Source organism: Sporomusa aerivorans, assembly GCF_041428895.1.
Taxonomy (GTDB): Bacteria; Bacillota; Negativicutes; order Sporomusales; family Sporomusaceae; genus Sporomusa; species Sporomusa aerivorans.
Genome location: NZ_CP156926.1, coordinates 6473096 through 6496238, shown reverse-complemented (window position 1 = coordinate 6496238; position 23143 = coordinate 6473096). Strand labels below are relative to the sequence as shown.

The following is a 23143-nucleotide window of genomic DNA, read 5'->3' as shown; positions in this document are numbered from 1 at the left end:
TTTTGTTATTCAGTCCTTCCTTATGTAATGTTTTCCACAGATTATAATAGCAATTAACATAAGTTATCCACAAAGATATCAACAATTGTGAATAACTTTTATTAAAATGAAGTTGCAGGCGAAAAAAAAATACAACGGCGGAACATAAAAATCCCGCAAGCGTGTATTGTCAAGTTATCAACCCATGTGGATAAACCTGTGAATAAGTGTGAAATTTTGGGGATAAGTTAAAAAAAACAGTGATTATGTGACGTTATGTGGATAGTTGTTGATAACTGTGCATAACTATATTAACAAATCATGTGGCAGTTATCAACAAGATATTTTCTCTTGAGACCTAAAAAGATGTAATTTATCCACAGCTAGCTGAATTTGTCGTCGTCAATATTCTTGACATAGAGCCTTACGCTAGTCTATAATCTATACTAGTGAAATTTTGTAGATTTTAGTGGGTTTCTCCCCTTTTATATAAGGAGGTGTATAGAGTGAAACGTACTTATCAACCTAATACGTTATGGAAAAAGCGGACGCATGGTTTCCGTGAACGTATGTCAAGTGCAGGTGGCCGTCTTGTATTAAAAAGAAGACGCGCTAGAGGCAGAAAAAAATTGTCAGCATAAATAATTAGTAGGCCGCTTTCGTGGCCTATTTTTTCCACCCGGGCAGAAGGGGTTAACTTCTTTTGCCGGTAGAATTAAAAATCTTGAGAAACCGGATGATTACTATGGTCAAAAGGTTTGTATTACCTAAAATAAGCAGACTTTGTCAAAACAAGAGTTTTCAGGCAGTATATCGATCAGGCAAGTCATATGCCAATAAGAATTTGGTTGTATATGTCTTGCCTAATAAGTCTGCCAATAGACGAATCGGTTTTGCCGCAGGCAAGCGCCTGGGGCCGGCAGTTGTGCGTAACCGGGTTAAACGTTTGTTAAGGGAAGCCTACAGGCTTAATCAGGATAAGTTTATTTCAGGTGTCGATTTGATACTTGTCGGTCGTCAACCGCTTGTCAAGGCAAAACTGGTGCAGGTAACTAAGTCATTACTGGAGCTTAGCGCCAAGGCAAAGTTAGTGGTTGAAAAATCATGAAGCGGTTACTAACGATAGTAATTGTGGGTATGATTGTTTTTTACCGACAGGTTATTTCGCCGCTTAAGCCGCCTAGCTGCCGGTTTGTGCCCACTTGTTCTGAGTATGCGCTAATGGCTATTGAAAAGTATGGGATTGCCCGTGGTCTCGTTATGGCTGTGCGGCGTATTTTGCGTTGTCATCCATTTCATCCCGGCGGCTATGATCCTGTTTAAATACACATCCAATGTTTGCAGGAGGGAAATTTTTTGGATTTTTTAAGCAATATTATGCAGAGTGCATTAACTTTCTTCTATAATTTGACTGTCGGTGCAGGCATTGCCAATTATGGTTTAGCCATAATTTTACTGACAATCGCAATTAAGTTAGTGCTGTACCCACTTACCGTTAAGCAAGTTAAATCGATGAAGGCAATGCAGGATATTCAGCCTAAAATGAAGGAACTGCAGGAAAAATATAAAGGAAATCCGGAAAAACTCAACAAAGAACTGGCAAGTCTCTATAAAGAAGCAGGCGTTAATCCGCTGGCCGGATGTTTGCCGCTCCTTGTCCAGATGCCATTTTTGATTGCGATATTTTTCGCTATCCGTGACTACCAGTATGCGCAGCAGCCGCCTAGCTTTCTGTGGATGAAAGATTTGGCGCAGCCTGATCCCACTTATATTTTGCCGGTATTGTCAGCTGTTACTACATATATTCAACAGAAGCAGACAACGAGCGAAATGACACAGCAAGCTAAGATGATGATGATCTTTATGCCGCTGTTTATTGGCTATATCAGCTTGACCTTCCCGGGCGGACTGGTACTGTACTGGGTAGTGAGCAATATATTCCAGATTGCGCAGCAGTGGTTTATGTATCGTAATACCCCAGTGGTAGGCCGGGAGGAGGCGCGTTAATTTATGACAGGTAAGCTTACCGTGACAGAGAAGACAGGTAAGACTATCGAAGAAGCCATTGAGCTGGCGTTGGCTGAACTTGAAGTAAATCGCGAGCGGATTGATTATGAGGTACTGGAGGTTCCCAGTAAAGGTTTATTTGGTTTTATTGGGTCCAAACTGGCAAGGGTAAAGGTGACTGTGCGGCCTGTCGACCCGGTGGAAGAGGCCAAACAGTTTCTGGCAAAAACATTCCAGGCTATGAAGCTGGATGTGTCAATGGAAAAAATGACACATGCTGACCACGTTGTCATCAATTTACGCGGCGACGATTTAGGTGTTCTTATTGGTAAGCACGGGCAAACGCTCGATGCTCTGCAATATCTGACCAATCTTGCTGCGAACAAGGATGCTGAGGAACGCAGCCGGATTATTCTCGATGTAGAAGATTATCGTAAGCGCCGGGCTGAAACCTTGTCCCGTTTGGCTATGCGTCTGGCCGATAAGGTGAAGCGACGCGGCGAACGGGTTGTACTGGAACCTATGAGTCCCCAGGAACGCAAAATTATCCATATGGCTTTACAAAATGATCATCGTATTGTTACCTATAGCGAAGGCGATGAACCGTATCGTAAGGTCGTAATTGCCTTGAAGAAATAAAGAAAAACACGGCCTCGGCCGAGCCTGTGGCAAAGATGGAAGCTAATATCGCCCCTTATCCGGGCGAAAGGTACACTTGCTTTAAGGATAAAGAAAACACGGATTGCGATGAGCCTAATCGGCCATTTCAATCCGTGTTTTCTTTCAAATTATTGACCGCTGATATTGGCCGCCGCAGGAATGGCATTGAGGCTCATTGACCAAAGTGTCGGTATAATCTTCAAACGTGTGACCACATCTTGTACAGGTTGTTTTGAGTTTAGTCAGATACTGTTTGTCGGCCCGCGCCTGATGAATGGCTGTGATAACCAACTCCAGGTACGCAGGTTCAACTCTAAAAACATTATTCTGTATGCCGGCGGCATCCAGATAGGTTACTGCCAGGCCGGAGGCGGCGGCGACCGGTGCGCCGGATAATTGCCCATAAGGGATGATTAGCCAGCGGCTGTCTTTATAACCCTGCGGCTTATCAATAAAATAAATGGCATGGCTGGTTATGACTAGTACCCCGTTTTCCTCGGCAAAGCCGGCCGGGCATACTTGGTATATTTTTTCGCCAATCCAAAGGCTGGCGGGAACGAGGCTTAGCAATGCTGTAAGAAATGGATTCAAGTTTGTATAATCGCGGTATATTGCACTGAATGGGAGGGTAGGGGGCACACCGTCGGCAAGAACGGTTATTGCAGCGTATTCTGATCTAAAAGCATTAAGTATGGGAAGGATGCTATCGGTTTTGCCTTTATATATAACAACAGAAGGCATATTGTCCAGAGCCATCTTTATGGCCAGACGGCCGCGCAGCAAAACCTTTTCCAGACGGAGTCCCAGACTTTCCACACGGGAGCAGCCTTTTAAAATAACGCTGTAATTATGTCCGCAATCCATACAGGCACCTCTCTTTCAACACTTTTATTGTACACTGACAAGTACTGATTGACAACAATAATAAGAAAATGAAATATCCCTTGATTTGATTCCGAGGTAAGGTTTATGATAGTACTGGTATATTACTAACTAATAGGAGATGTTAATTATTGGAGAGCTTAAGTCCTGAAATTATTGTATTTTTATTGGTCGTCGGTTTTATTGCGGCCTTTATTGATTCCGTAGTCGGCGGTGGCGGCTTGATTTCTCTGCCGGCGCTGATGTTTACCGGTTTACCGCCAAGTGTTGTTTTAGGAACCAATAAACTCGCCAGTACCATGTGTTCTCTTACCAGCACTCTTTCTTTTTTACGCTCAGGTAAAATTGAGCGTAAATTAGCCGCCTGGCTGTTTCCTTTATCTTTTATTGGTTCATCATTGGGGGCCTATACAGTAAGGCATATTCCTCCCGAGTTTTTAAAGCCGCTTGTTGTTGTTTTGCTTATCCTTGTAGCCATCTATACTGTCTGCAAGAAAGACTGGGGTTCGGAATCTACATACACGGGACTAACGCGTAAAACGGCTGTTATAATCGCATTGGTTACTTTTTCAATCGGTTTTTATGACGGTTTTTTTGGACCGGGTACAGGCTCGTTCTTTATTTTTGCATTCTTAATGCTGGGCTTTGATTTTATTGTTGCTGCCGGCAATGCCAAGGTATTGAATTTTGCCAGCAATGTCGCGGCTGCAATCACTTTTGTTCTGCTGGATTCGGTTAATTTCCAGTACGGTCTCATTATGGGGGTAGCGATGATTGCCGGGGCAATCGCCGGTTCCCGCCTGGCCATTAAAAGCGGAACGGCTTATGTACGGCCGTTATTTATAGGCGTTACCGGTTTATTGATCGGTAAACAGATATGGGATTTAGTGCTTAAATAATTCGTCAAACCAAAATAAAAAGACTACCCTTGGCGGGTAGTCTTTTTATCCTGATAGAAAGTATAGCTTTCGCCTGGATAAGGGCAACATCGGCTTCCACACTCGCCAAAGGCTCGGTGCAAGCCGTGTTTTCTTTATCCTGATAGAAAGTATAACTTTCGCCTGGATAAGGGCAACATCGGCTTTTACACTCGCCAAAGGCTCGGTGCAAGCCGTGTTTTCTTTATCGGGTTACAGTATAAACTTGTCAACAAGATCGATCAGTTGGGCGATCTCCGGTTTGGATACTTGTCCGTTTGCTCCAATTGACTGTCCTTTTAACCGCATTTCTTCATTGATTAATGATGAGAATATAACTACCGGCAGATGCTTAAGCTTTTCATGTTCTTTGATGCGCTTGGTAAGGTGGTGCCCGTCCATTTGCGGCATTTCGATATCGGTTATTACCATGTGAACTTTGTTTTCAACCGGCTGCCCATCGGCGATAAGCTGCTCAATTTTATGCCAGGCTTCCTGACCATTTTCTGACAGGATAATATTAGGGTAACCGGCGCTGTGCAGGGTGCCAAGCAATAAATCTCGTAGCAGTTTGGAATCCTCCGCTACTAGAATTGTTTTGTTTTTGCGGATTTCCAGGATATCGGCGGGAGATGAGGTTAATTGATTGAACTTTTCATTCATTTCCGGATTTATATCGGCCACAATCTTTTCAAAATCCAGCAGTACAACCATTTTTTCAGCCATTTTGATAATACCGACAACCATTTCAGAATTGGCTATATGGGGAGGAGGCTCCATGGCCGTCCAGGAAATTCGGTGAATACGCGATACTTCATCAACCAGGAAGGCTACATAGTAGTTGTTAAGTTCACTGACAATCACCTTTGGCGAGGTTGTTGTCGACTGATTGCCTAGACAACGCGGCAAATTTACAAGTGGCATAACTCTTCCGCGTAAGGTAAATATGCCGTCAACCCAAGGATGGACATTAGGCATCTGCGTGACAGGTATAGGATTAATGACTTCTCTGACTTTGGCTACATTAATGCCATAGCTGACAGGGCCAATAGAAAATTCAACTATTTCAAATTCATTTGTTCCGGTTTCGAGCAAAATCCCCTTTTTATCAGACATTGCCATCCCTTCTTTCCTTTTCATGCGAGTTATTATAAAAAACAATAATTGGCAATAATTAATATTTCTATGTTATAGTTATTTTACCTGCTAATACCTGCTATCAAATACTAAATTTTATATGTATTTTTAAAATTATTTAGTGAAAACTATATAAATTAGTACTATTTGGCAGGAAGAAGGCTATATATAGGGAATTAATATACATTTACAGCATTAATAACAGCCAAAGTTATAGGTAGGTTGGTGTAAGGAGTGAATGAACTTTGAGTGTGGTAACCGGTGAGGATACCATATGTGCGATAGCGACGGCCATTGGTGAGGGTGGCATTGGCATTATCAGAATAAGCGGGCCTGAAGCAATCACCATTGCTGATACATTATTTAACAGTAAATCAGGTAAAAAAGCAGTGACAATTCCATCTCATCAGGTTGTCTATGGGAATATTGTCGATCCTAACAGCCAGGAGACAGTGGATGAGGTTATTTTATTTGTTATGCGCGGGCCCAGGTCCTACACGCGTGAGGATGTGGTGGAAATCCACTGTCATGGCGGGCCGGTCCCGCTAAAACGTATTTTAGCTTTAACGCTGCAGCAGGGGGCCAGACTGGCCGAACCCGGTGAATTTACAAAACGCGCCTTTTTAAATGGCCGCCTGGACTTGGCTCAGGCTGAGGCTGTTATCGATATTATCAGAGCTAAAACCGATGCCTCGCTTAGAGTGGCTGTAGGTAATTTGTCAGGAAAATTGTCAGAACAAATTAAAGACTTGCGTCATGCTATTTTGGGGATGATTGCCCAGCTGGAAGCGGCCATTGATTTTCCGGAGGAAGATATCGAAGAAACGGCTGCTGCCGAGGTTGCCAGGCTGATTACCAGGGTTAGCTCACGGCTGGACGTGCTTTTGGCAACAGCCCAGACAGGAAAAATTTTGCGGGATGGTTTGGCAACGGTGATTATTGGCAAACCGAATGTTGGCAAATCCAGTTTGCTCAATGCCCTGCTCAGGGAGAATAGAGCCATTGTGACTGATATCCCTGGTACTACCAGGGATATCATTGAAGAATATGTCAATATCCGTGGGGTGCCGCTTAAGATTATTGATACGGCGGGTATTCGTGATACTGCCGATACGGTGGAAAAGATCGGCGTTGAGCGGGCGAAAGAACTGGTAGGACAGGCGGACCTTATTTTGCTGCTGCTCGATTCATCGTCCCCATTATCACCGGAAGACCGGGCTGTATTAGCGCTATTGCCAGGTAGGAAAGCTATCGTCCTGATAAATAAAAGCGACTTGCCGCCCCGGCTGGAGATGGATGAGGTCGGGCAGTATACCCAGGGGCGTTTGGTAATGAAGATATCTGTAGCGCAGGAGGAAGGTCTGGCTGAACTGGAAGAGGCTATTGCCGACATGGTCTATAGCGGACAGGTGGCGCAGGGTGAGGCTGCGTTTGTTAATAATGTCCGTCATGCGGCTGCGCTGCGCCAGGCCCGCGATCGGCTGTCTGACGCCATGGCAACTATTGAAGCGGGTATGCCTACCGATTGTATTGTTGTGGACATACGGTCGGCCTGGGAGAAGCTGGGTGAGGTTACCGGCGAGACAGTCGGTGATGATATTTTAGATCAAATTTTTACACAGTTTTGTATTGGGAAGTAGAATGAGGTGGAGGATTTGTTTCAAGCAGGCAATTATGATGTAGTGGTCATCGGCGCCGGGCATGCCGGTTGTGAAGCGGCGCTGGCTGCGGCCAGGCTGGGCTGCCGTACGCTGATAACTACTCTTAATATGGATAATATTGCGATGATGCCTTGCAATCCGGCAGTAGGCGGGCCGGCTAAAGGACATTTGGTAAGGGAAATCGATGCGCTTGGCGGCGAAATGGGGATAAATACTGACAAGACGTGTATTCAGATGAGAATGCTTAATACCGGCAAAGGTCCTGCTGTTCATGCTTTGCGGGCGCAAGCCGACAAGCGTCTATATCAGTCGGCTATGAAGCATACCTTGGAAACCCAGCCTAATCTTGATGTCAAGCAGGCTTTGATTGACAATATCCTGGTGGAGAATGGCCGGGTTACCGGCGTTATTACTGAATTAGGCGAGCTTTACGGCGCCCGTTGTGTAATCATTGCTACAGGAACCTACCTCAGGGGCAAAGTTATTCTGGGTGAGACTACCTACCCTGGCGGACCTGCCGGACAAAGGGCAGCACTTAAGCTGTCGGATGCACTCCGGAGCCTGGGAATTTCACTGATGCGCTTTAAAACCGGAACTCCGGCGCGGGTAGATGCCCGGACTGTGGATACCGGTAAAATGTCGATTCAGCCCGGAGATGATATCACTCACAACTTCTCCTTTCTGAGTGATATAACTACCCGCGAACAAACACCCTGCTGGTTAACCTATACCAATGAACAGACCCATGCTATCATCAGATCCAACATGCATCGCTCCCCTTTGTACATGGGGGTTATTGAAGGAACCGGACCGCGTTATTGTCCTTCGATTGAGGATAAGGTAGTACGCTTTGCCGATAAGCTGGCTCATCAGGTCTTTGTTGAGCCGGAAGGCATAAGTACAACGGAAATGTATATCCAGGGAATGTCAACAAGCTTGCCTGTTGATGTCCAACTGGCTTTTTTGCGGACTATTCCCGGCCTGGAAAAGGCGGAAATTATGCGTCCGGGCTATGCTATTGAATATGATTGTGTTGATCCTACCGAGCTTAAGCCATCTTTAGAAACAAAAAAAGTTGCCGGTTTGTTTTCAGCCGGGCAGGCAAACGGCACATCCGGTTATGAGGAGGCGGCTGCCCAGGGGCTGATGGCGGGGATTAACGCCGCTTTGCTGGCCCAAGAAAAACCGCCGTTTATTTTATCCCGTTCGGATGCATATATAGGTGTATTGATTGACGACCTGGTAACTAAAGGGACGAGTGAGCCGTACCGGATAATGACTTCCCGAGCCGAATACCGCTTGATTCTCAGGCAGGATAATGCCGATCTCAGGCTGACGGAAAAGGGCAGGGCGATTGGCCTGGTGGGAGACAAGCGCTATCAAAGGTTTACTGCCAAACGGGATGCAATTCATAATACACTGGAATTGCTAAAAGGAAGACAAATTACTCCGATAGCGGAAACCCAGGCGAAACTGACAGCTCTTGGCACTGCTGAATTGCGTACAGGCATTACCTTGTATGATTTACTCAGACGGACCGAAATAAATTATGAGGCAATGCGGGATCAGTTTGATTTGCCCGAGATTCCGTCACTAGTACGCGAACAGGTCGAAATTGCCGTAAAATATGAAGGGTATATCCAAAAGCAGGTTGAGCAGGTTGAGCGCGCTGCCAAGCTGGAGGCCAAGCTTTTGCCTGCCGATGTCGATTATAGTCAAATCAGCGGTTTGGCGCTCGAGGCGCGCCAGAAACTCAATAAGATCAGACCGTTGTCGGTTGGTCAGGCGGCCAGGATATCAGGAGTTTCCCCCGCCGATATTTCTATATTAATGGTCTATTTGGAACAGCGGCGCGGCCGCCAGGAATGAAGGGGACCTAGCATGGATAATTTTTATGATATATTGGCAAATAGCGCTGTGGCGGCCGGCTTTGATTTGAATGCCGGCCAAATTGCCGCCATGGAGAGCTATTACCGCTTATTAGTGGAATGGAATCAAAGGATGAACCTGACAGCTATCACGGAACCGCACGAAGTTGCCGTTAAGCATATGATAGATTCTTTGTCGTGTTATCGTGCAGATATTTTTACTGCTGGCGCCAGTGTGGTCGATGTCGGTACTGGCGCCGGCTTTCCCGGCGTACCGTTAAAAATATTCAGGCCGGAGCTTTGTCTAACATTGATGGATTCTCTTAATAAACGTCTAACTTTTCTGCGGGAGGTTGTTAACACCCTCCCGCTGGTGGGCGTTGACCTCGTCCATGTCAGGGCGGAGGAAGCGGGCAGGAGTAAACTTTACCGGGAGGTATATCAGATTGCCGTATCGCGGGCGGTGGCCAGATTGAATGTTTTATGTGAACTCTGTCTGCCCTTGGTTAAAACCGGCGGCTGGTTTATTGCGCTGAAGGGGGCCCATTATGAGGAGGAGGTGCGTGAAGCGGCAAAAGCCCTGTCTGTGCTTGGTGGCAGAATTGAGGCTGTACAACCGGTAAGCTTGCCAGGGCTTGCCGATAAAAGGGCTGTAATCTATATCCGGAAAGCTGCGTCCACACCAGAGATTTATCCCCGTAAAGCCGGAACCCCGGAAAAAAAGCCATTGTGATTTAGAGGAAAATCCCATTATCTGCAGAATATAAACATAAGCTTGTTCCTAACGATGTTTGTAGGTGGTGGAATCGATTCATGAGAAACTTGGCCAAGCTGTTTGGTATTGGCGATACTTCGCCGACCGTTCCCGAGATTATTCCTGTAGACAATGAACAGACAAACGCAGTTGAATCTGTTTCTATTCATACAGAAGATATTCAAGCGACCGATTTGCAGGCTGTACACAAAATATCTCCTGAGAATATTATTCCGAACCCATTTCAACCGCGTAAAACGTTTAATGACGATTCACTGCAGGAATTAGCGTCGTCTATTCGGGAGTTTGGGGTAATTCAGCCCTTGTTAGTTCGCCGTCAGGGTGATTCTTATGAATTAATCGCCGGCGAGCGTCGGCTTAGGGCATCTAAATTGGCTGGTCTCATTGAGGTTCCGGTCATTATCCGGGAGCTTGATGACAAAGAAATGGCCGAATTGGCTATGATTGAGAATTTGCAGCGGGAAGATTTGCATTTCCTGGAGGAAGCCGAAGGTTATCAGCATTTGATTGCCAGTTTTAATTTTACACAGGAAGAATTAGCCCGTCGGGTAGGGAAAAATCAGTCGACAATTGCTAATAAGCTGCGGCTGCTGAAACTTGTGCCTGAAGTACGTCAGACTATCGTTGGACAAAATCTGACCGAGCGACATGCGCGTGCTCTGTTAAAACTTGAAGGTACCGATGTTCAGATGGCGGTACTTAACGATGTTCGGGAAAAGGGGCTAAATGTCCGGGAGACAGAAGATTTAATTGAAACATATAACGGAAATATTTCCCGGGAAAAGGAAAAAGAGCCAGTTCGACGGCAAACAGTTGTAAAGATCATTAAAGATGTTCGCATTTTTATTAATACTATAAATAGTGTAATAAGCCAAATGAAAAAAAGCGGTATGGATATAAACGCTAAACAGGATATTGAGGGTGAATATGTTACTATTAATATCCGGGTAAAAAACAGCCGTAAATAAAATCTTACCATGACATTATAAACCCCCCGAACCGGGGGGTTTTTCAATTACGCATTATTACATAAGGTAAATAGAGGAGGCTATGACAAACTTATATTGCCATAGCCCCTTCTTTAATTTGTGGCAAGCGCCAGCAACTCATCTGCCAGCTTCTCGATATATTGTCGCTGATATAAGCGGTTTAGCCAGTTGACAGGTATATTGCCAGCACCATAGTAAGCACCGGCCAGCTGACCGTAAACAGCACCTGTCGTGTCGGCGTCGTCGCCTAGGTTTACTGCCAGCAGGGCGCCGTGGGTGAAACTTTTACTGTGATAAAAGGCCCATAATGCCGCTTCCAGTGAATCGGCAACATACCCTGTACCGCGAATGGCCGGAGGATTTTTCTGTTTATAGGACCCGCCGGCTATGCTGTCGATCCTGCCGGCTAGAGGTGTTGGCCAGCCAGTTGCGTCCGGGGAATAGTGGTCAGACAGTAATGCGGTCTTATTCCGGCCATATATAGCTCCCAGTATGAGAGCAGCCAGATAACGGCAGGCATCAATGGCTTCCGGGGCGGCATGAGTCGTGCGGGAACTGTCCGCCGCCAGACGGATGGCCTCTCCGGGATTGGCGGCATATCGCAGCGGAACAGGGGCCAGGCGCATAATAGAACCGTTGCCGGCAGAGCGCGGATGCGTTGACCCCGCATAGGGCTTAGCTGTTTGCAGGTATTGTTCCAGGGCCGTTTTAACCGTTTTACCAATATCAATGCAATAGCCCGTACTGCTTAAATAGCCTTGTTTGTACCAGCGTACATATCGGTTAATCTGATCTGTAGGATCAAATTCCGGGCAGTGGATCAAACTTTCCGCCAGGCATAGAGCCATGGAAGTATCATCAGTCCACTGGCCTGCAGCCAAATTATTAGGACCGCCGCCTGTGAGGCCGGAAACTGGCGTGAAGCTGCTTGGCTGTTTGAATTCGAGCGGCATGCCCAGGGTGTCGCCTACAGCCAGTCCTAACAGTGCGCCCCGGAACTTATTCTGATTCATGAACTTGCCCCTTTGGACTTAAGCCGGCTCTGCGCCTGATAGCATTTGTTTGGCTATATTGACAGCTTCCACGCCATTGGCGGCATACGCATCCGCTCCGGCCTGGCGGGAGTAGTTTTCCGTGAGAACGGCGCCGCCTACTATTGTTTTGCCGTTATAGCTGGCGGTCTTGAGCGCTGAAATAGCTATATCAACCTGAGGCAGGGTTGTTGTCATGAGTGCGCATAAGCCTACAATTTGAGCCTGATGCTTCTGGGCCGCGGCTACAATAGTTTCGGCGGGCACATCCTTACCCAGATCAATTACTGTAAAGCCGTTATTCTCCAGCAAGGCCGCAACGATATTTTTGCCGAGGTCGTGAATGTCCCCTTTTACAGTGGCCAGAATAACCGTACCAAGACTTTGCGTTGTATGGGCCGGCAAAACTTCTTTGATGGTACTGAACGCAGTACGCATGGTTTCGGCTGATAACAGTACCTGCGGCAGGAAGCACTTTCCCTGTCCGAAGGCTTTACCCACCTCGTTCATGGCTGCTGTCAGGGCTTGGTCCGTTATGGTCATAGGGGTATAGTTTTCGGCCAGCGCCTGGCGAATAAGCGGTGCTACCCCTGTTGTTTCGCCATTAATTACTGTTTGGCGTATTTGCGCCAGTATATCAGGTTCTGCAATTATCTTGTCTGTCGACAGCGTAGGCAGGTCCACATATTTTTTACTGTAGTCGATTACCGCTTGATCATTGCGGCCGCTTAGGGCCACTGAAGCCGACCATATATCCTGCATCAAAGGATCAAAGGGATTCAGGATCGGTGCGTCAAGACCGGCATCCAGCGCCATGGCGCAAAAAGCGGCATTCATCAAATCGCGGCGCGGCAAACCAAAGGATACATTGCTTAAGCCCATAACGGCCGGACAGCCTAGTTGCTCGCGGTAGAGTTTGAGAGTGAGCAATGTTTCGCGCGCTGCCCGGCTATCGGTTGCAATTGTCATAACCAGAGCGTCCAGCAGCAGGTCATTGCGGTTTAAACCATGTTCTGTTGCGATATGTATAATTTGTTTGGCTACTTTTATGCGTTCGACTGCTGTTGTGGGAACGCCGCTGTCAGATAAGGGGAGGCATAAAACGGCAGCGCCGTATTTTTTGGCCAGCGGTAAAAAGGTCTCCAACCGTTCGGCTTCGGCGGTAACCGAATTGATAAGCGCCCTTCCGGGATACGCTTTCAGTCCTGCTTCGAGGGCGGCCGGATCGGTAGTGTCAATGGCTAAGGGGACATCTACCAAGGAGGATAATTCCTCGATGGCATGTTTCATTATGGCTTGCTGATCAATTCCCGGAACCCCCATGTTCACATCCAGTATTCCGGCGCCGGCTTTAATCTGGGCCAGAGCTTCCTTCTTTACGGTAACGAAATTGCCGTTTTTTATATCGGCAGCCAATGCTTTACGGCCAGTGGGGTTGATCCGCTCGCCAATGATCACCGGCGCAAAATGCGAACCGAGGAATACAGTGCGTGTCCGGCTGGTTAGGGCTGTAAACGGCGTGTGGTGGCGTGGTGATGATAGGTTAGCTAAGTTGTCGGCTGCGGTGCGAACAGCCCGGATATGTGCTGGCGTAGTGCCACAGCAGCCGCCAATGAAGGTAGCGCCTGCTTCAGCCAATTTAGGAATCCAGGTGGCCATTTCTGCGGCCGACATAGGGAAGACAGTCTGGCCATTCACTAATTCCGGCATTCCGGCATTTGGTTGTACACTAATTGGCAGCGTAGAGCTTTGTGCCAGGGTTTTTATAACCGGCAGTAGTTGCGCCGGACCAAGGGAACAGTTGGCGCCGATGACGCTTGCGCCCATAGCCTCCAGGATGACGGCGGCGGTACAGGCGTCGGTGCCTGTTACTGTCCTGCCATCCGCGTCAAAGGAAAGCTGGCAGATAACCGGCTGACGGGTTGCGGCCTTGGCTGCCAGGAGGGCGGCCCGCATTTCCTGAATATCAATGATGGTCTCAATGATTATGTAGTCAACCCCTGCCTGGTCAAGGGCGATAATTTGTTCCAGAAAGACAGCATAGGCTTCATCGAAAGTCAGATCGCCGAGCGGGGCAATGAATTTTCCGGTTGGACCGACAGAGCCGGCTACTTTGGCGTGTGTGCCGGCTGCCTCGCGGGCAGCCGCAACAGCTGCGGCGTTCAGGGCGGCGACTTTATTTTCCAGACCGTAATGGGTTAGCTTTATACGGTTGGCGCCGAAAGTATTTGTTTCAATAATTGTTGCTCCTGCTTCTACATATTGCCGGTGAATAGCTATGATTTTCTCCGGCTCGTCCAGATTCCACAACTCGGGGCACTTGCCAGGCTCCAGCCCTGACTGGTGCAGCATTGTGCCCATGGCCCCGTCAAAAATTTGTATCATGTTTCGGTAGTCTCCTTTCGTGCATGACAGCCGGGTTGCCCGCATTTGTCGCAGGCGATTTCCTGCTGGTGGGGTAGGCTGAGAGTTTGATGGTAGGGATATAAGCCAATAACGGCTGTAACGGATTTGCGTGGTACCAGCATTTTTGTGTCAGTAACACTAAGGTCGATTGTAGCGCCGGCTGCCAGGCTTAATATTTCCGGTTGGACGTCAATCGGCCAGCCGCCATAGCCTGGGCTGAAGCGGCGGCCGGCGGTCAGACCGGAGCGGCCGGCATGTTGGGCAATAATGTTGCAGACAGCGTCACAGGCCGCTTCTACAGCTGTCGTTCCCGCAGCATCCAATAGTAGTCCTGCAGTGTATTTGTTCTGGGAGAATAAATTGGATACTTCCTGCTCAAGGGGTATGCCAATAGTAACAGCCATTACCGCCACTTCGACGGCACCAGATAGATGCCTGATTACATTGTCGGCGGTAAGCACAAATGGTTCTGCTGCCATAATGGTATGCATATCCTGGTCATAGGCATATACTTGCCAGACACCTCTAGGGATAGCTAAAAGCTGGGCTTGTGTGCAAGCCTCGGTAAGCAGCTCGACTGAAAAATCAGCCTTTCGGCTGAGTCCGGCATAGCGCTTAGTCTCTTCGGTATCAATTATGGTTAACCGCGGATGAAAAATAGGCATTGAGGAGAACCTCCTTAACTAAGTGCGGTATTATAAGCATTATATTATATTTTGATGAATTGATAAAGCTGGGAAGCCATATCCTATACAATTTATTTACTTGCCTTGTGTTATGTAAATTAAATTGTATACTTTAATCTTTTTTTTTAACTTCCTGCTCGTATCCTTATTCTTTACAACATTTTTTGGCAGGAAATTACGTAATTTTGTTGAATGAAAAGATGGACTAATCTATTTTGAGGTGAACTAGTTTGGTAAAAGTGATTGCTATCGCCAATCAAAAAGGGGGCGTAGGTAAAACAACAACATCGGTCAATTTAGCAGCTTGTGTGGCCGAATTGGGGAAAAAAGTTTTACTGATTGATATTGACCCGCAGGGTAACTCTACCAGTGGTTTGGGTTTCAATAAAGGAACGATTAAACGGTGTGTTTATGACTCATTGGTTAATGATGTTCCACTAGAATCTATTGTTGTCCAAACTGAAATTGACAATCTAAAACTACTGCCGGCCACCATTCAGTTAGCCGGCGCAGAAATCGAGCTGGTATCCATGATGTCGCGGGAGGGGAAACTTAAGCGATCGCTGGATAGAGCAAAATTTGCCTATGATTTTGTTTTCATAGATTGTCCGCCGTCACTTGGTTTACTGACAATCAATTCTTTAACGGCTGCAAACTCGGTGCTTGTACCGATTCAATGCGAGTTTTATGCGCTTGAGGGACTAACCCAATTGATGAATACTATTAGCTTGGTTCAGAAGAATCTTAACCCGGTTCTTACCCTGGAGGGCGTCGTATTAACTATGTTTGATGCCCGGACTAATCTGTCCATACAAGTTGTGGATGAAGTGAAGAATCATTTCCGGCATAAGGTATATCAGACTATTATCCCGCGAAATGTTCGACTGAGCGAAGCGCCCAGTCATGGACAGCCTGTTATTAAATATGATCCTAAATCAAAGGGCTCAGAAGTATATTTTGATTTAGCGCGTGAGGTGATTGGTGATGAGTAAACGTGGACTAGGAAGAGGCCTGGATGCATTGTTTAATGCCCCCAAATCTCCTGAAGCTGCAGAAAGTAATGAACCTATTAATGAGATTCCAGTACATAATATTATTCCTAATCAGCACCAGCCGCGTCGCGTTTTTGATGAAGAAGCATTAGCCGAACTTGCGCAGTCGATTAAGCAGCATGGGGTTATACAGCCGGTAGTTGTCCGGCAGACATTAAGCGGTTACGAGCTTGTGGCTGGTGAGCGCCGCTGGCGTGCGTCCCAGATTGTTGGGTTAAAGCAAATTCCGGCGGTAGTTCGGGAGTATACCGATGCGGAAATGATGGAGATTGCTCTTATTGAAAATTTACAGCGCCAGAATCTGAATTCGATTGAAGAGGCTATGGCGTTTCGTAGTCTTATGTTAGAGTTCGGCCTTACCCAGGAAGAAGTAGCGCAGAGAATTGGTCGCAGCCGCTCAATGATTGCTAATATTGTGCGCTTACTTAATCTTCAGCCGGAAGTGCAGGAATTTGTTTCACGTGGAACATTATCCATGGGCCAAGCCAGACCGTTATTGGCATTGGAAGATAGCGCGGTGCAATTGGATGCCGCTAAGCAGATTATTGAGGAAGATCTGTCGGCTCGTGATGCGGAAGAGTTAGTTCGGCGGCTGGCAGCCCGGAGGCCTGTTAAAAAAGCCGAGCCTGCAGAAAAAGCAGTTGATGAAGATAGTCAGTTTTTTATGAATGAGTTTGAAGATCGGCTTAAACTCATTCTGGGTACACAAGTACGTATTAAACCGGGTAAACTAAAAAGTAAAATTGAAATTGAATACTACTCGAATGAAGATTTGGAACGGATTATGGACATGCTGTCATCAACTCCTGAAACAACGAATACAAAATTTCGCGGACAGCTGGTTGTCTAATAATAAATGTTTCACGTGAAACAATACCTGGGAAAATTCAATAAAGATTTATAGCTAGACGGAATAGTGGTAACCTTACCGCTGACGCTTACCATTACCCTACACTTTGCCTAAGACCTGGCCTGTAAATCTTTATTGGATACTATTGTTGGCTACCGGAGGTGAATGATGGTGCGTTTGGAAAAAGATTTGCTGGGAGAGCGGGAAGTGCCGGCAACAGTATACTATGGCATCCATACCATGCGGGCTCTTGAAAATTTTCCGCTGACAGAATACAAGGTGTCGCCGGTATTGATCAAAGCGATAGCTTTGATCAAAAAAACAGCTGCCGAGGTCAATTTCGAATTAGGATACTTGACCAAAGAGAAAGGACAAGCAATAGCGCAAGCTGCTGACGAGATCCTGAACGGCCAATGGCAGGATCAATTTGTTGTCGACGCACTGCAAGGTGGTGCTGGAACCTCTACCAACATGAATGTCAATGAGGTATTGGCCAATCGGGCTATTGAATTGCTAGGGGGGCAGAAGGGAAACTATAGTTTAGTTCACCCCCTCAATGACGTAAACATGCATCAGTCCACCAATGACGTCTATCCAACAGCGCTGAGAATTGCCGCTATCTGGCTGCTTAAGCCGCTGAGCGAAGGCTGTGCAGCATTACAGGAAGCGTTGCAGGCCAAAGAGGCGGCATTCGCCGGTGTGATAAAGGTTGGCCGGACAGAGATGCAGGATGCCGTACCTATTATGCTGGGACAGGAATTTAGTGCTTATGCGGGAGCAATCGCCCGCGACCGGTGGCGGCTGCATAAGGTGGAAGAACGACTGCGTCAGGCGGCCCTGGGTGGTACGGCCATTGGTACAGGTATTAACGCGAATAAAAAATATATATTTATGGTGAACGATCGGGTACGGCAATATGCGGGCATTGGCCTGGCCAGAGCAGAAAATATGATCGATGTAATCCAAAACGCTGATGTATTTGTGGAAGTGTCCGGGCTGCTAAAAGCGCTTGCAGTAAATTTGGGCAAAATATCGCATGATCTCCGGCTGCTTTCCTCAGGCCCACGCGCCGGTTTGCGTGAGTTAAGACTGCCTGAGCGACAAGCGGGATCGTCAATCATGCCCGGTAAAGTCAATCCAATCATTCCTGAAGCAGTCAACCAAACGGCATTTCATATAATGGCATCCGATATGGCCATTACTATGGCAGCGCAATCCGGCCAGCTCGAATTAAATGCTTTTATGCCGCTGATTGCCCATCATCTGCTGGGGAGTTTAAAAATCCTGACAAATGCAGTTCATATATTAGATGAATTCTGTGTTCAGGGGCTAACTGCCGACGAGGAACACTGTCGTAATTTGTTGGAAAATAGCCAGGTGAGTGTGACAGCCTTAGTGCCGCATATTGGTTATGATTTGGCCTCTAAAGTAGCGCGCCGGGCTAGTGAAGAAAATATAACAATACGGGCAGCTGCTCTGGCCTTGGCCGTATTGCCGGCAGAGAAACTAGATGCCATTTTGGATCCCCGGGCCATGACTAGGCCGGGAATTGCCGGAACGCCAAAATAGGGAGGAAACAATTATGCAAGAAACGCCTAAAGGCTCACGCCTGCATATTGCAATTTTTGGCCGGAGGAACGCAGGCAAATCAAGCTTGATCAACGCCCTTACCAATCAGGACATTGCCTTGGTTTCGAACGTGCCGGGGACCACCACCGACCCTGTATACAAAGCTATGGAAATCCTGCCGATTGGACCGGTGATGATTATTGATACAGCCGGAATTGATGATATTGGTGATTTAGGGGCGTTGCGTGTCGAACGCACCATGCAGGTCCTAAATAAAACCGACCTGGCGATAATTGTCATAGAGCCTGAATTGGGGCTAACTGCTTTTGAAGAACAGCTTGCCGGGGAAATTAAGAAACGTGGCTTACCCGTTGCCGGGGTAATTAATAAATGGGATTTAACGCCTGTGCCGGCAGATGTTATTGAAAACTGGAGTCAATCTCTGGCTTTGCCGTTATTGAATATCAGCGCTAAAACCGGACAGGGTATTGAAGAATTAAAACGGGTGATGATTAAGCTTGCGCCGGACAATTGGGAAGGGCCGCCGGTCATCGGCGATCTGGTATCGCCGGGAGACACCGTGGTATTGGTAGTCCCTATTGATTTGGCAGCGCCAAAGGGCCGGTTGATTTTGCCCCAGGTGCAAACAATCCGGGATTTGCTTGATAATGATGCCTGTGCGGTGGTTGTCAAGGAACGGGAACTTAAGGAAGCACTGGAAGGATTAAAACAGGCGCCGAGAATGGTGGTAACCGATTCTCAGGAATTTATGAAGGTCGGCGCCGACACACCTCCGGGTGTTCAACTAACGTCGTTTTCGATTTTAATGGCCAGGCACAAAGGCGATTTAGAAACGTTGGTCACCGGGGCCAAAGCCATTGAGAGTCTAGAGCCGGGTGACAAGGTGCTGATTTCTGAAGGATGTACGCATCATCGTCAAGCTGATGATATCGGACGGGTAAAAATACCCCGCTGGCTTAGACAGTCGGTTGGTGGTGAACTGGATTTTGAATGGTTTTCCGGCGGTTCTTTCCCACCCAATCTGGCGCAATATAAACTGATTGTTCACTGCGGCGCCTGTATGCTTAATCGCCGGGAAATGCTGTATAGGCTGGCCATGGCCCGGGAAGCTGGCGTGCCGATTGTAAACTACGGCTTGTTGATTGCCCATGTCCATGGCATCCTGCACCGGGCGCTTGCGCCGTTCCCGCTGGCGCAGATGATTTTGGACGAATAAGAGGTGGCTGTTGTGATTTATCTGGACAATGCAGCAACGACTTGGCCCAAACCGGACAGCGTTTATCAGGCTGCCGACAATTGCCTGCGCACTATGGGGGCTAATCCCGGACGGGGCGGGCATAGAATGGCGCGGGCAGCAAGTATGCTGCTCTACGAAACAAGGGAAGCATTGGCCGATTTATTTGGTATTGAGGACGCCAATCAGCTTGTATTTACACACAATGCCACCGATGCTATCAGCATGGCTGTTTTCGGTATCATTAATCCAGGCGATACGTTGGTAACCACAGCAATGGAGCACAATGCCGTGTCCAGGTCTGTGCGGATAGCTCAATCCAGGGGGGCCAACGTATACATAATACCTTGTACACCAGCCGGACAACTTGATATGAATGCTATGGCGGCAGCAATCCGGCAAAAGCCGAAAGCCGTAATAATGAGTCATGCATCGAATGTTACCGGCACCATTATGCCTGTTGCCGAAGTCGGCGAGCTGACGCAACAGTTTGGTGTAACGCTGGTTGTGGATGCCGCGCAAACGGCAGGAGTGGAGGAGATTGATGTCAATGGGATGGGCATTGATCTGCTGGCTTTTAGCGGGCACAAGGGATTGCTTGGTCCGCAAGGTACGGGCGGGCTATATGTTAGGGAAACCGTTGCTGTCAAGCCGCTGCGCGCAGGCGGTACCGGCAGTCTGTCTGAATCGGATATTCAGCCGGAATTTATGCCTGACAGGCTGGAAAGCGGCACGCCAAATACGCCCGGTATCGCCGGACTTAAGGCCGGCATTGAGTTTATTTTAAAAACAGGCCGGGAAGCAATTCAAGCCCGGGAATTAGCTCTAACCCAACAACTGTTGGCAGGACTAAACTCTATTCCCGCAGTCCGCGTATATGGTCTGCCGGGTATTGAAGGCCGGACTGCGGTGGTATCCTTTACCGTTGAGGGCAAAGACTGCGGGCAGCTGGCACATGTGCTTGACCGTGATTTTGGTATTGCCTGCCGCTCGGGATTGCACTGCGCCCCCTGGGCGCATCAAGTGCTGGGGACGCTAAAGACCGGTACTGTGCGTTTCAGTCCGGGCTATTTTAATACTGCGGAGGAAATCGGGCAGGCAGTCGCTGCTGTTAGAGAATATACTGCCCGGGAAGGATGAGAACATGAAGGGGACTCTTGTGAATGCTGCCGCAATTATTGCCGGTTCCGGGATAGGTTTAGCCCTGAAGTCCGGGATACCGGCCAAATATCAGAATACCATTATGCAGGGAATGGCCCTGGCAGTCGGCGTTATTGGCCTGCAAATGGCGCTAAAGACACAAAACATTCTAATCGTAATATTAGGAATAGCTGTGGGCGGTATAATTGGCGAAGCGCTTACTATAGACGCCGGCTTAAACAAAATAGGCGCTTGGCTATCGGCAAAAATGGAGGGGCGGGAAAGGTCTGGACAGAGTAATATCGGTCAAGGCTTTGTAACGGCAAGTCTGGTCTACTGCATTGGGGCAATGGCGGTCATCGGCTCCATTCAGGATGGCTTAACAGGTGACACCAGTACGTTGTTTGCCAAGTCGTTAATAGATGGTATCACGGCAGTGGTATTCACATCCAGTATGGGACTGGGAGTGATATTTTCCAGCATATCGGTGCTCTTATATCAGGGAAGCATTACTCTGTTAGCCGGTTTCTTCAGCGCTGTGCTGTCAGACAGCGTAATTGCAGAATTAACCGCAACAGGCGGGATTCTTATCGTCGGAGTGAGCATACTAATGTTGGAAATAAAAAAAATAAAGCTGGCCAATCTGCTGCCAGCCATACCGGCGGCAGCAGTTATTGCATATTTTTGGCCGTTATAGGTTGTAATGCAGTCTAGTTGCAGAACAAAAGAAGGGTGATTTCAATGAATAGCATAGATTTGTCACAGTATACAGGTTTGATCACTGCTAACCTGCCTTATATCTTACTTACGCTAACCCTGCTGATTTTTTTGGCTTTACTTGTGTTTATTAATGTGAGTATTAAAATGAGCAGACTAAATAAACGCTACTGCAAAATGATGGAGGGAATGGAGGGGAATAACATTGAGAATCTGCTGACCGGGCATATAGCAGAGGTGCGTACGGCAATGAATAAAGTTAATCACCTGGAAAATGAATATCGCCGGTTAGACACCATTGCCGCGTCAGCTATTCAATCAGTAGGCGTTATCCGGTTTAATGCCTTTGAAGATACAGGCAGCGACTTAAGTTTTGCACTGGCTTTGCTTGACGGTAAAAAAAGCGGTGTTGTTCTGTCAAGCATATATGGCCGGAATGAATCACGGGTGTATGCTAAGCCTGTTGTTAACGGCCAGTCTACCTACTATTTAACAGATGAAGAAAAAGGAGCTCTTAGCAAAGCCCTGGAAAATAAATCATAAAAATGCAGGATTTATTAAAGTTTTGGCGAATAACATCACAGTTGAGCGTTAATTGCATGTTTTTTTAGAAAAGAAGGTGATGTTGTTGAAGCAAAAAACGCCACAGCCTGATCGACGCGAATATACGCTAATGATTGTGCCGCATCATGGAAAATCGGTCTTCAGTATCCGCATACCGATAAAGACTGTCAAATATGCAGCCGCAGCGCTGGGCATTTGTCTCACGATACTTTCCGGCACGATGCTTAACTATCGCCAGCAGGCCAGTGTAGCCACACAAGAAAGACAGGAACTGACTCAACTTCGGGAAGTTAACGGCAGGCAGAGTACGCAACTGGAGGATTTGGCGAAAGCAACGGCCGAACTTCAACAGGATATGAATCGTCTCAACCAACTGGACAGTGATCTTCGCCGAATGGTAAATGGTGAAGAAGCCACAACAACCTCCCGTTCGGCTCCGGCGCGGCTGTCTAATCACAGCGGTCAGGGCGGACCGGTAGTGAATCCGGATATTAATCAAGTGGATGCTTTGGTTAAGGAGCTTAAAGCTTCGGTAAGGGAAAGAGAGCAGAGCCTGGAAAACTTGAAAAACGCCCTTGCAGAAAAAAATGAACGTCTGGCGGTTACCCCGTCGATTTGGCCGGCGAATGGAGAAGTTACTTCGCGCTTTGGCTGGCGCAGCTCGCCGTGGGGGTGGGGCAGCGACTGGCATCCGGGCATTGATATTGCCAATGACACAGGTACGCCGATTCTGGCGGCCGCAGACGGGACGGTTGTCAGCAACACTTGGACAGGCGGCTATGGCAAGATGGTCGAGATTGATCACGGCAACGGAATCGTTACTATTTATGGTCATAATTCGGAAATTCTTGTTGCCTCAGGTCAAAAAGTTAAAAAAGGCGAAGTTATTGCATACATGGGCAGTACAGGACTCAGCACAGGATCTCACTGTCATTATGAAGTCCGTGTAAATGGCACGGCTGTCAATCCTTCTGGCTTTTTATAATAATGGTAAATAT

At 47.4% G+C, this 23143-nt stretch carries 23 protein-coding genes; 18 read left to right on the top strand and 5 right to left on the bottom strand.

Features of this window, described 5'->3' with window-relative positions; translation table 11 throughout:
- The first annotated feature begins 485 nt into the window (after positions 1–485).
- The 5 genes from rpmH (at position 486) to jag (ending at position 2625) form a co-directional block, all read left to right on the top strand.
- Positions 486–620 (top strand): 50S ribosomal protein L34, encoded by a 135-nt coding sequence (rpmH, locus tag SATMO3_RS31140; protein ID WP_371375740.1) that lies wholly within the window; start codon positions 486–488, stop codon positions 618–620.
- A 62-nt stretch (positions 621–682) separates the two neighbouring features.
- Positions 683–1087: a ribonuclease P protein component gene (gene rnpA, locus SATMO3_RS31135; RefSeq protein WP_371375737.1), complete on the top strand. Its 405-nt coding sequence runs from the start codon at positions 683–685 to the stop codon at positions 1085–1087.
- A complete protein-coding gene (gene yidD, locus SATMO3_RS31130) occupies positions 1084–1302 on the top strand; it encodes a membrane protein insertion efficiency factor YidD (protein ID WP_371375734.1) in 219 nt (72 codons plus the stop codon). The genes rnpA and yidD overlap by 4 nt, the downstream gene beginning before the upstream one ends.
- Before the next feature lie 54 nt (positions 1303–1356).
- Positions 1357–1986 (top strand): YidC/Oxa1 family membrane protein insertase, encoded by a 630-nt coding sequence (locus SATMO3_RS31125; protein WP_371381829.1) that lies wholly within the window; start codon positions 1357–1359, stop codon positions 1984–1986.
- A gap of 3 nt (positions 1987–1989) precedes the next feature.
- The gene (gene jag / locus SATMO3_RS31120) at positions 1990–2625 is read left to right on the top strand and encodes an RNA-binding cell elongation regulator Jag/EloR (RefSeq protein ID WP_371375732.1); all 636 of its coding nucleotides are present in this window, start codon (positions 1990–1992) and stop codon (positions 2623–2625) included.
- A 144-nt stretch (positions 2626–2769) separates the two neighbouring features.
- On the opposite strand, the gene SATMO3_RS31115 is transcribed toward jag, so the two are convergent.
- Positions 2770–3510 (bottom strand): hypothetical protein, encoded by a 741-nt coding sequence (locus tag SATMO3_RS31115; RefSeq protein WP_371375730.1) that lies wholly within the window; start codon positions 3508–3510, stop codon positions 2770–2772.
- A gap of 149 nt (positions 3511–3659) precedes the next feature.
- Between SATMO3_RS31115 and SATMO3_RS31110 the strand changes: the two genes are divergently transcribed.
- Positions 3660–4427 (top strand): TSUP family transporter, encoded by a 768-nt coding sequence (locus SATMO3_RS31110; protein WP_371375728.1) that lies wholly within the window; start codon positions 3660–3662, stop codon positions 4425–4427.
- 231 nt (positions 4428–4658) lie between these two features.
- Here the strand turns inward: SATMO3_RS31110 and SATMO3_RS31105 are convergent, their stop codons facing one another.
- Positions 4659–5561 carry a chemotaxis protein gene (locus SATMO3_RS31105; protein ID WP_371375725.1) on the bottom strand — a complete coding sequence of 301 codons (903 nt, stop codon included), beginning with the start codon at positions 5559–5561 and terminating at the stop codon, positions 4659–4661.
- A gap of 266 nt (positions 5562–5827) precedes the next feature.
- Between SATMO3_RS31105 and mnmE the strand changes: the two genes are divergently transcribed.
- The 4 genes from mnmE (at position 5828) to noc (ending at position 10854) form a co-directional block, all read left to right on the top strand.
- The gene (gene mnmE, locus SATMO3_RS31100) at positions 5828–7222 is read left to right on the top strand and encodes a tRNA uridine-5-carboxymethylaminomethyl(34) synthesis GTPase MnmE (protein WP_371375722.1); all 1395 of its coding nucleotides are present in this window, start codon (positions 5828–5830) and stop codon (positions 7220–7222) included.
- Between the two features lie 15 nt (positions 7223–7237).
- Positions 7238–9112: a tRNA uridine-5-carboxymethylaminomethyl(34) synthesis enzyme MnmG gene (gene mnmG / locus SATMO3_RS31095; RefSeq protein WP_371375719.1), complete on the top strand. Its 1875-nt coding sequence runs from the start codon at positions 7238–7240 to the stop codon at positions 9110–9112.
- A gap of 12 nt (positions 9113–9124) precedes the next feature.
- Positions 9125–9844, top strand: a complete 720-nt coding sequence (gene rsmG, locus SATMO3_RS31090) for a 16S rRNA (guanine(527)-N(7))-methyltransferase RsmG (RefSeq protein WP_371375716.1) — start codon at positions 9125–9127, stop codon at positions 9842–9844.
- An 80-nt stretch (positions 9845–9924) separates the two neighbouring features.
- Entirely contained in the window at positions 9925–10854 is a 930-nt protein-coding gene (gene noc / locus SATMO3_RS31085) for a nucleoid occlusion protein (RefSeq protein ID WP_371375713.1), read from the top strand.
- A gap of 113 nt (positions 10855–10967) precedes the next feature.
- On the opposite strand, the gene SATMO3_RS31080 is transcribed toward noc, so the two are convergent.
- From SATMO3_RS31080 to SATMO3_RS31070, 3 genes are read right to left on the bottom strand one after another with little or no spacing between them, the layout of a single operon-like run.
- Positions 10968–11888, bottom strand: a complete 921-nt coding sequence (locus tag SATMO3_RS31080) for an ADP-ribosylglycohydrolase family protein (RefSeq protein ID WP_371375710.1) — start codon at positions 11886–11888, stop codon at positions 10968–10970.
- A gap of 18 nt (positions 11889–11906) precedes the next feature.
- Entirely contained in the window at positions 11907–14291 is a 2385-nt protein-coding gene (locus SATMO3_RS31075) for a homocysteine S-methyltransferase family protein (RefSeq protein WP_371375707.1), read from the bottom strand.
- Complete coding sequence (locus tag SATMO3_RS31070; protein WP_371375704.1) at positions 14288–14977, bottom strand: methionine synthase; 690 nt, start codon at positions 14975–14977, stop codon at positions 14288–14290. The genes SATMO3_RS31075 and SATMO3_RS31070 overlap by 4 nt, the downstream gene beginning before the upstream one ends.
- A gap of 251 nt (positions 14978–15228) precedes the next feature.
- On the opposite strand from SATMO3_RS31070, the gene SATMO3_RS31065 reads away from it, so the two are divergent.
- The 8 genes from SATMO3_RS31065 to SATMO3_RS31030 all read left to right on the top strand — a co-directional run bounded on the left by SATMO3_RS31065 (position 15229) and on the right by SATMO3_RS31030 (position 23130).
- Positions 15229–15990, top strand: coding sequence for a ParA family protein (locus tag SATMO3_RS31065; RefSeq protein ID WP_371375702.1), 762 nt, complete (start codon positions 15229–15231; stop codon positions 15988–15990).
- Positions 15983–16900: a ParB/RepB/Spo0J family partition protein gene (locus tag SATMO3_RS31060; RefSeq protein WP_371375699.1), complete on the top strand. Its 918-nt coding sequence runs from the start codon at positions 15983–15985 to the stop codon at positions 16898–16900. The genes SATMO3_RS31065 and SATMO3_RS31060 overlap by 8 nt, the downstream gene beginning before the upstream one ends.
- 165 nt (positions 16901–17065) lie before the next feature.
- The gene (locus SATMO3_RS31055; RefSeq protein ID WP_371375696.1) at positions 17066–18469 is read left to right on the top strand and encodes an aspartate ammonia-lyase; all 1404 of its coding nucleotides are present in this window, start codon (positions 17066–17068) and stop codon (positions 18467–18469) included.
- 13 nt (positions 18470–18482) lie between these two features.
- Complete coding sequence (hydF, locus tag SATMO3_RS31050) at positions 18483–19706, top strand: [FeFe] hydrogenase H-cluster maturation GTPase HydF (RefSeq protein ID WP_371375693.1); 1224 nt, start codon at positions 18483–18485, stop codon at positions 19704–19706.
- 12 nt (positions 19707–19718) lie between these two features.
- Positions 19719–20864 carry an aminotransferase class V-fold PLP-dependent enzyme gene (locus tag SATMO3_RS31045; protein WP_371375690.1) on the top strand — a complete coding sequence of 382 codons (1146 nt, stop codon included), beginning with the start codon at positions 19719–19721 and terminating at the stop codon, positions 20862–20864.
- Positions 20865–20868: 4 nt separating this feature from the next.
- On the top strand, positions 20869–21561 hold the full coding sequence (locus tag SATMO3_RS31040) for a DUF554 domain-containing protein (protein WP_371375688.1): 693 nt from the start codon (positions 20869–20871) through the stop codon (positions 21559–21561).
- Positions 21562–21605: 44 nt separating this feature from the next.
- Positions 21606–22124: a DUF4446 family protein gene (locus SATMO3_RS31035; protein ID WP_371375685.1), complete on the top strand. Its 519-nt coding sequence runs from the start codon at positions 21606–21608 to the stop codon at positions 22122–22124.
- A 79-nt stretch (positions 22125–22203) separates the two neighbouring features.
- A complete protein-coding gene (locus SATMO3_RS31030; RefSeq protein ID WP_371375683.1) occupies positions 22204–23130 on the top strand; it encodes a peptidoglycan DD-metalloendopeptidase family protein in 927 nt (308 codons plus the stop codon).
- The last annotated feature ends 13 nt before the right edge of the window (positions 23131–23143 follow it).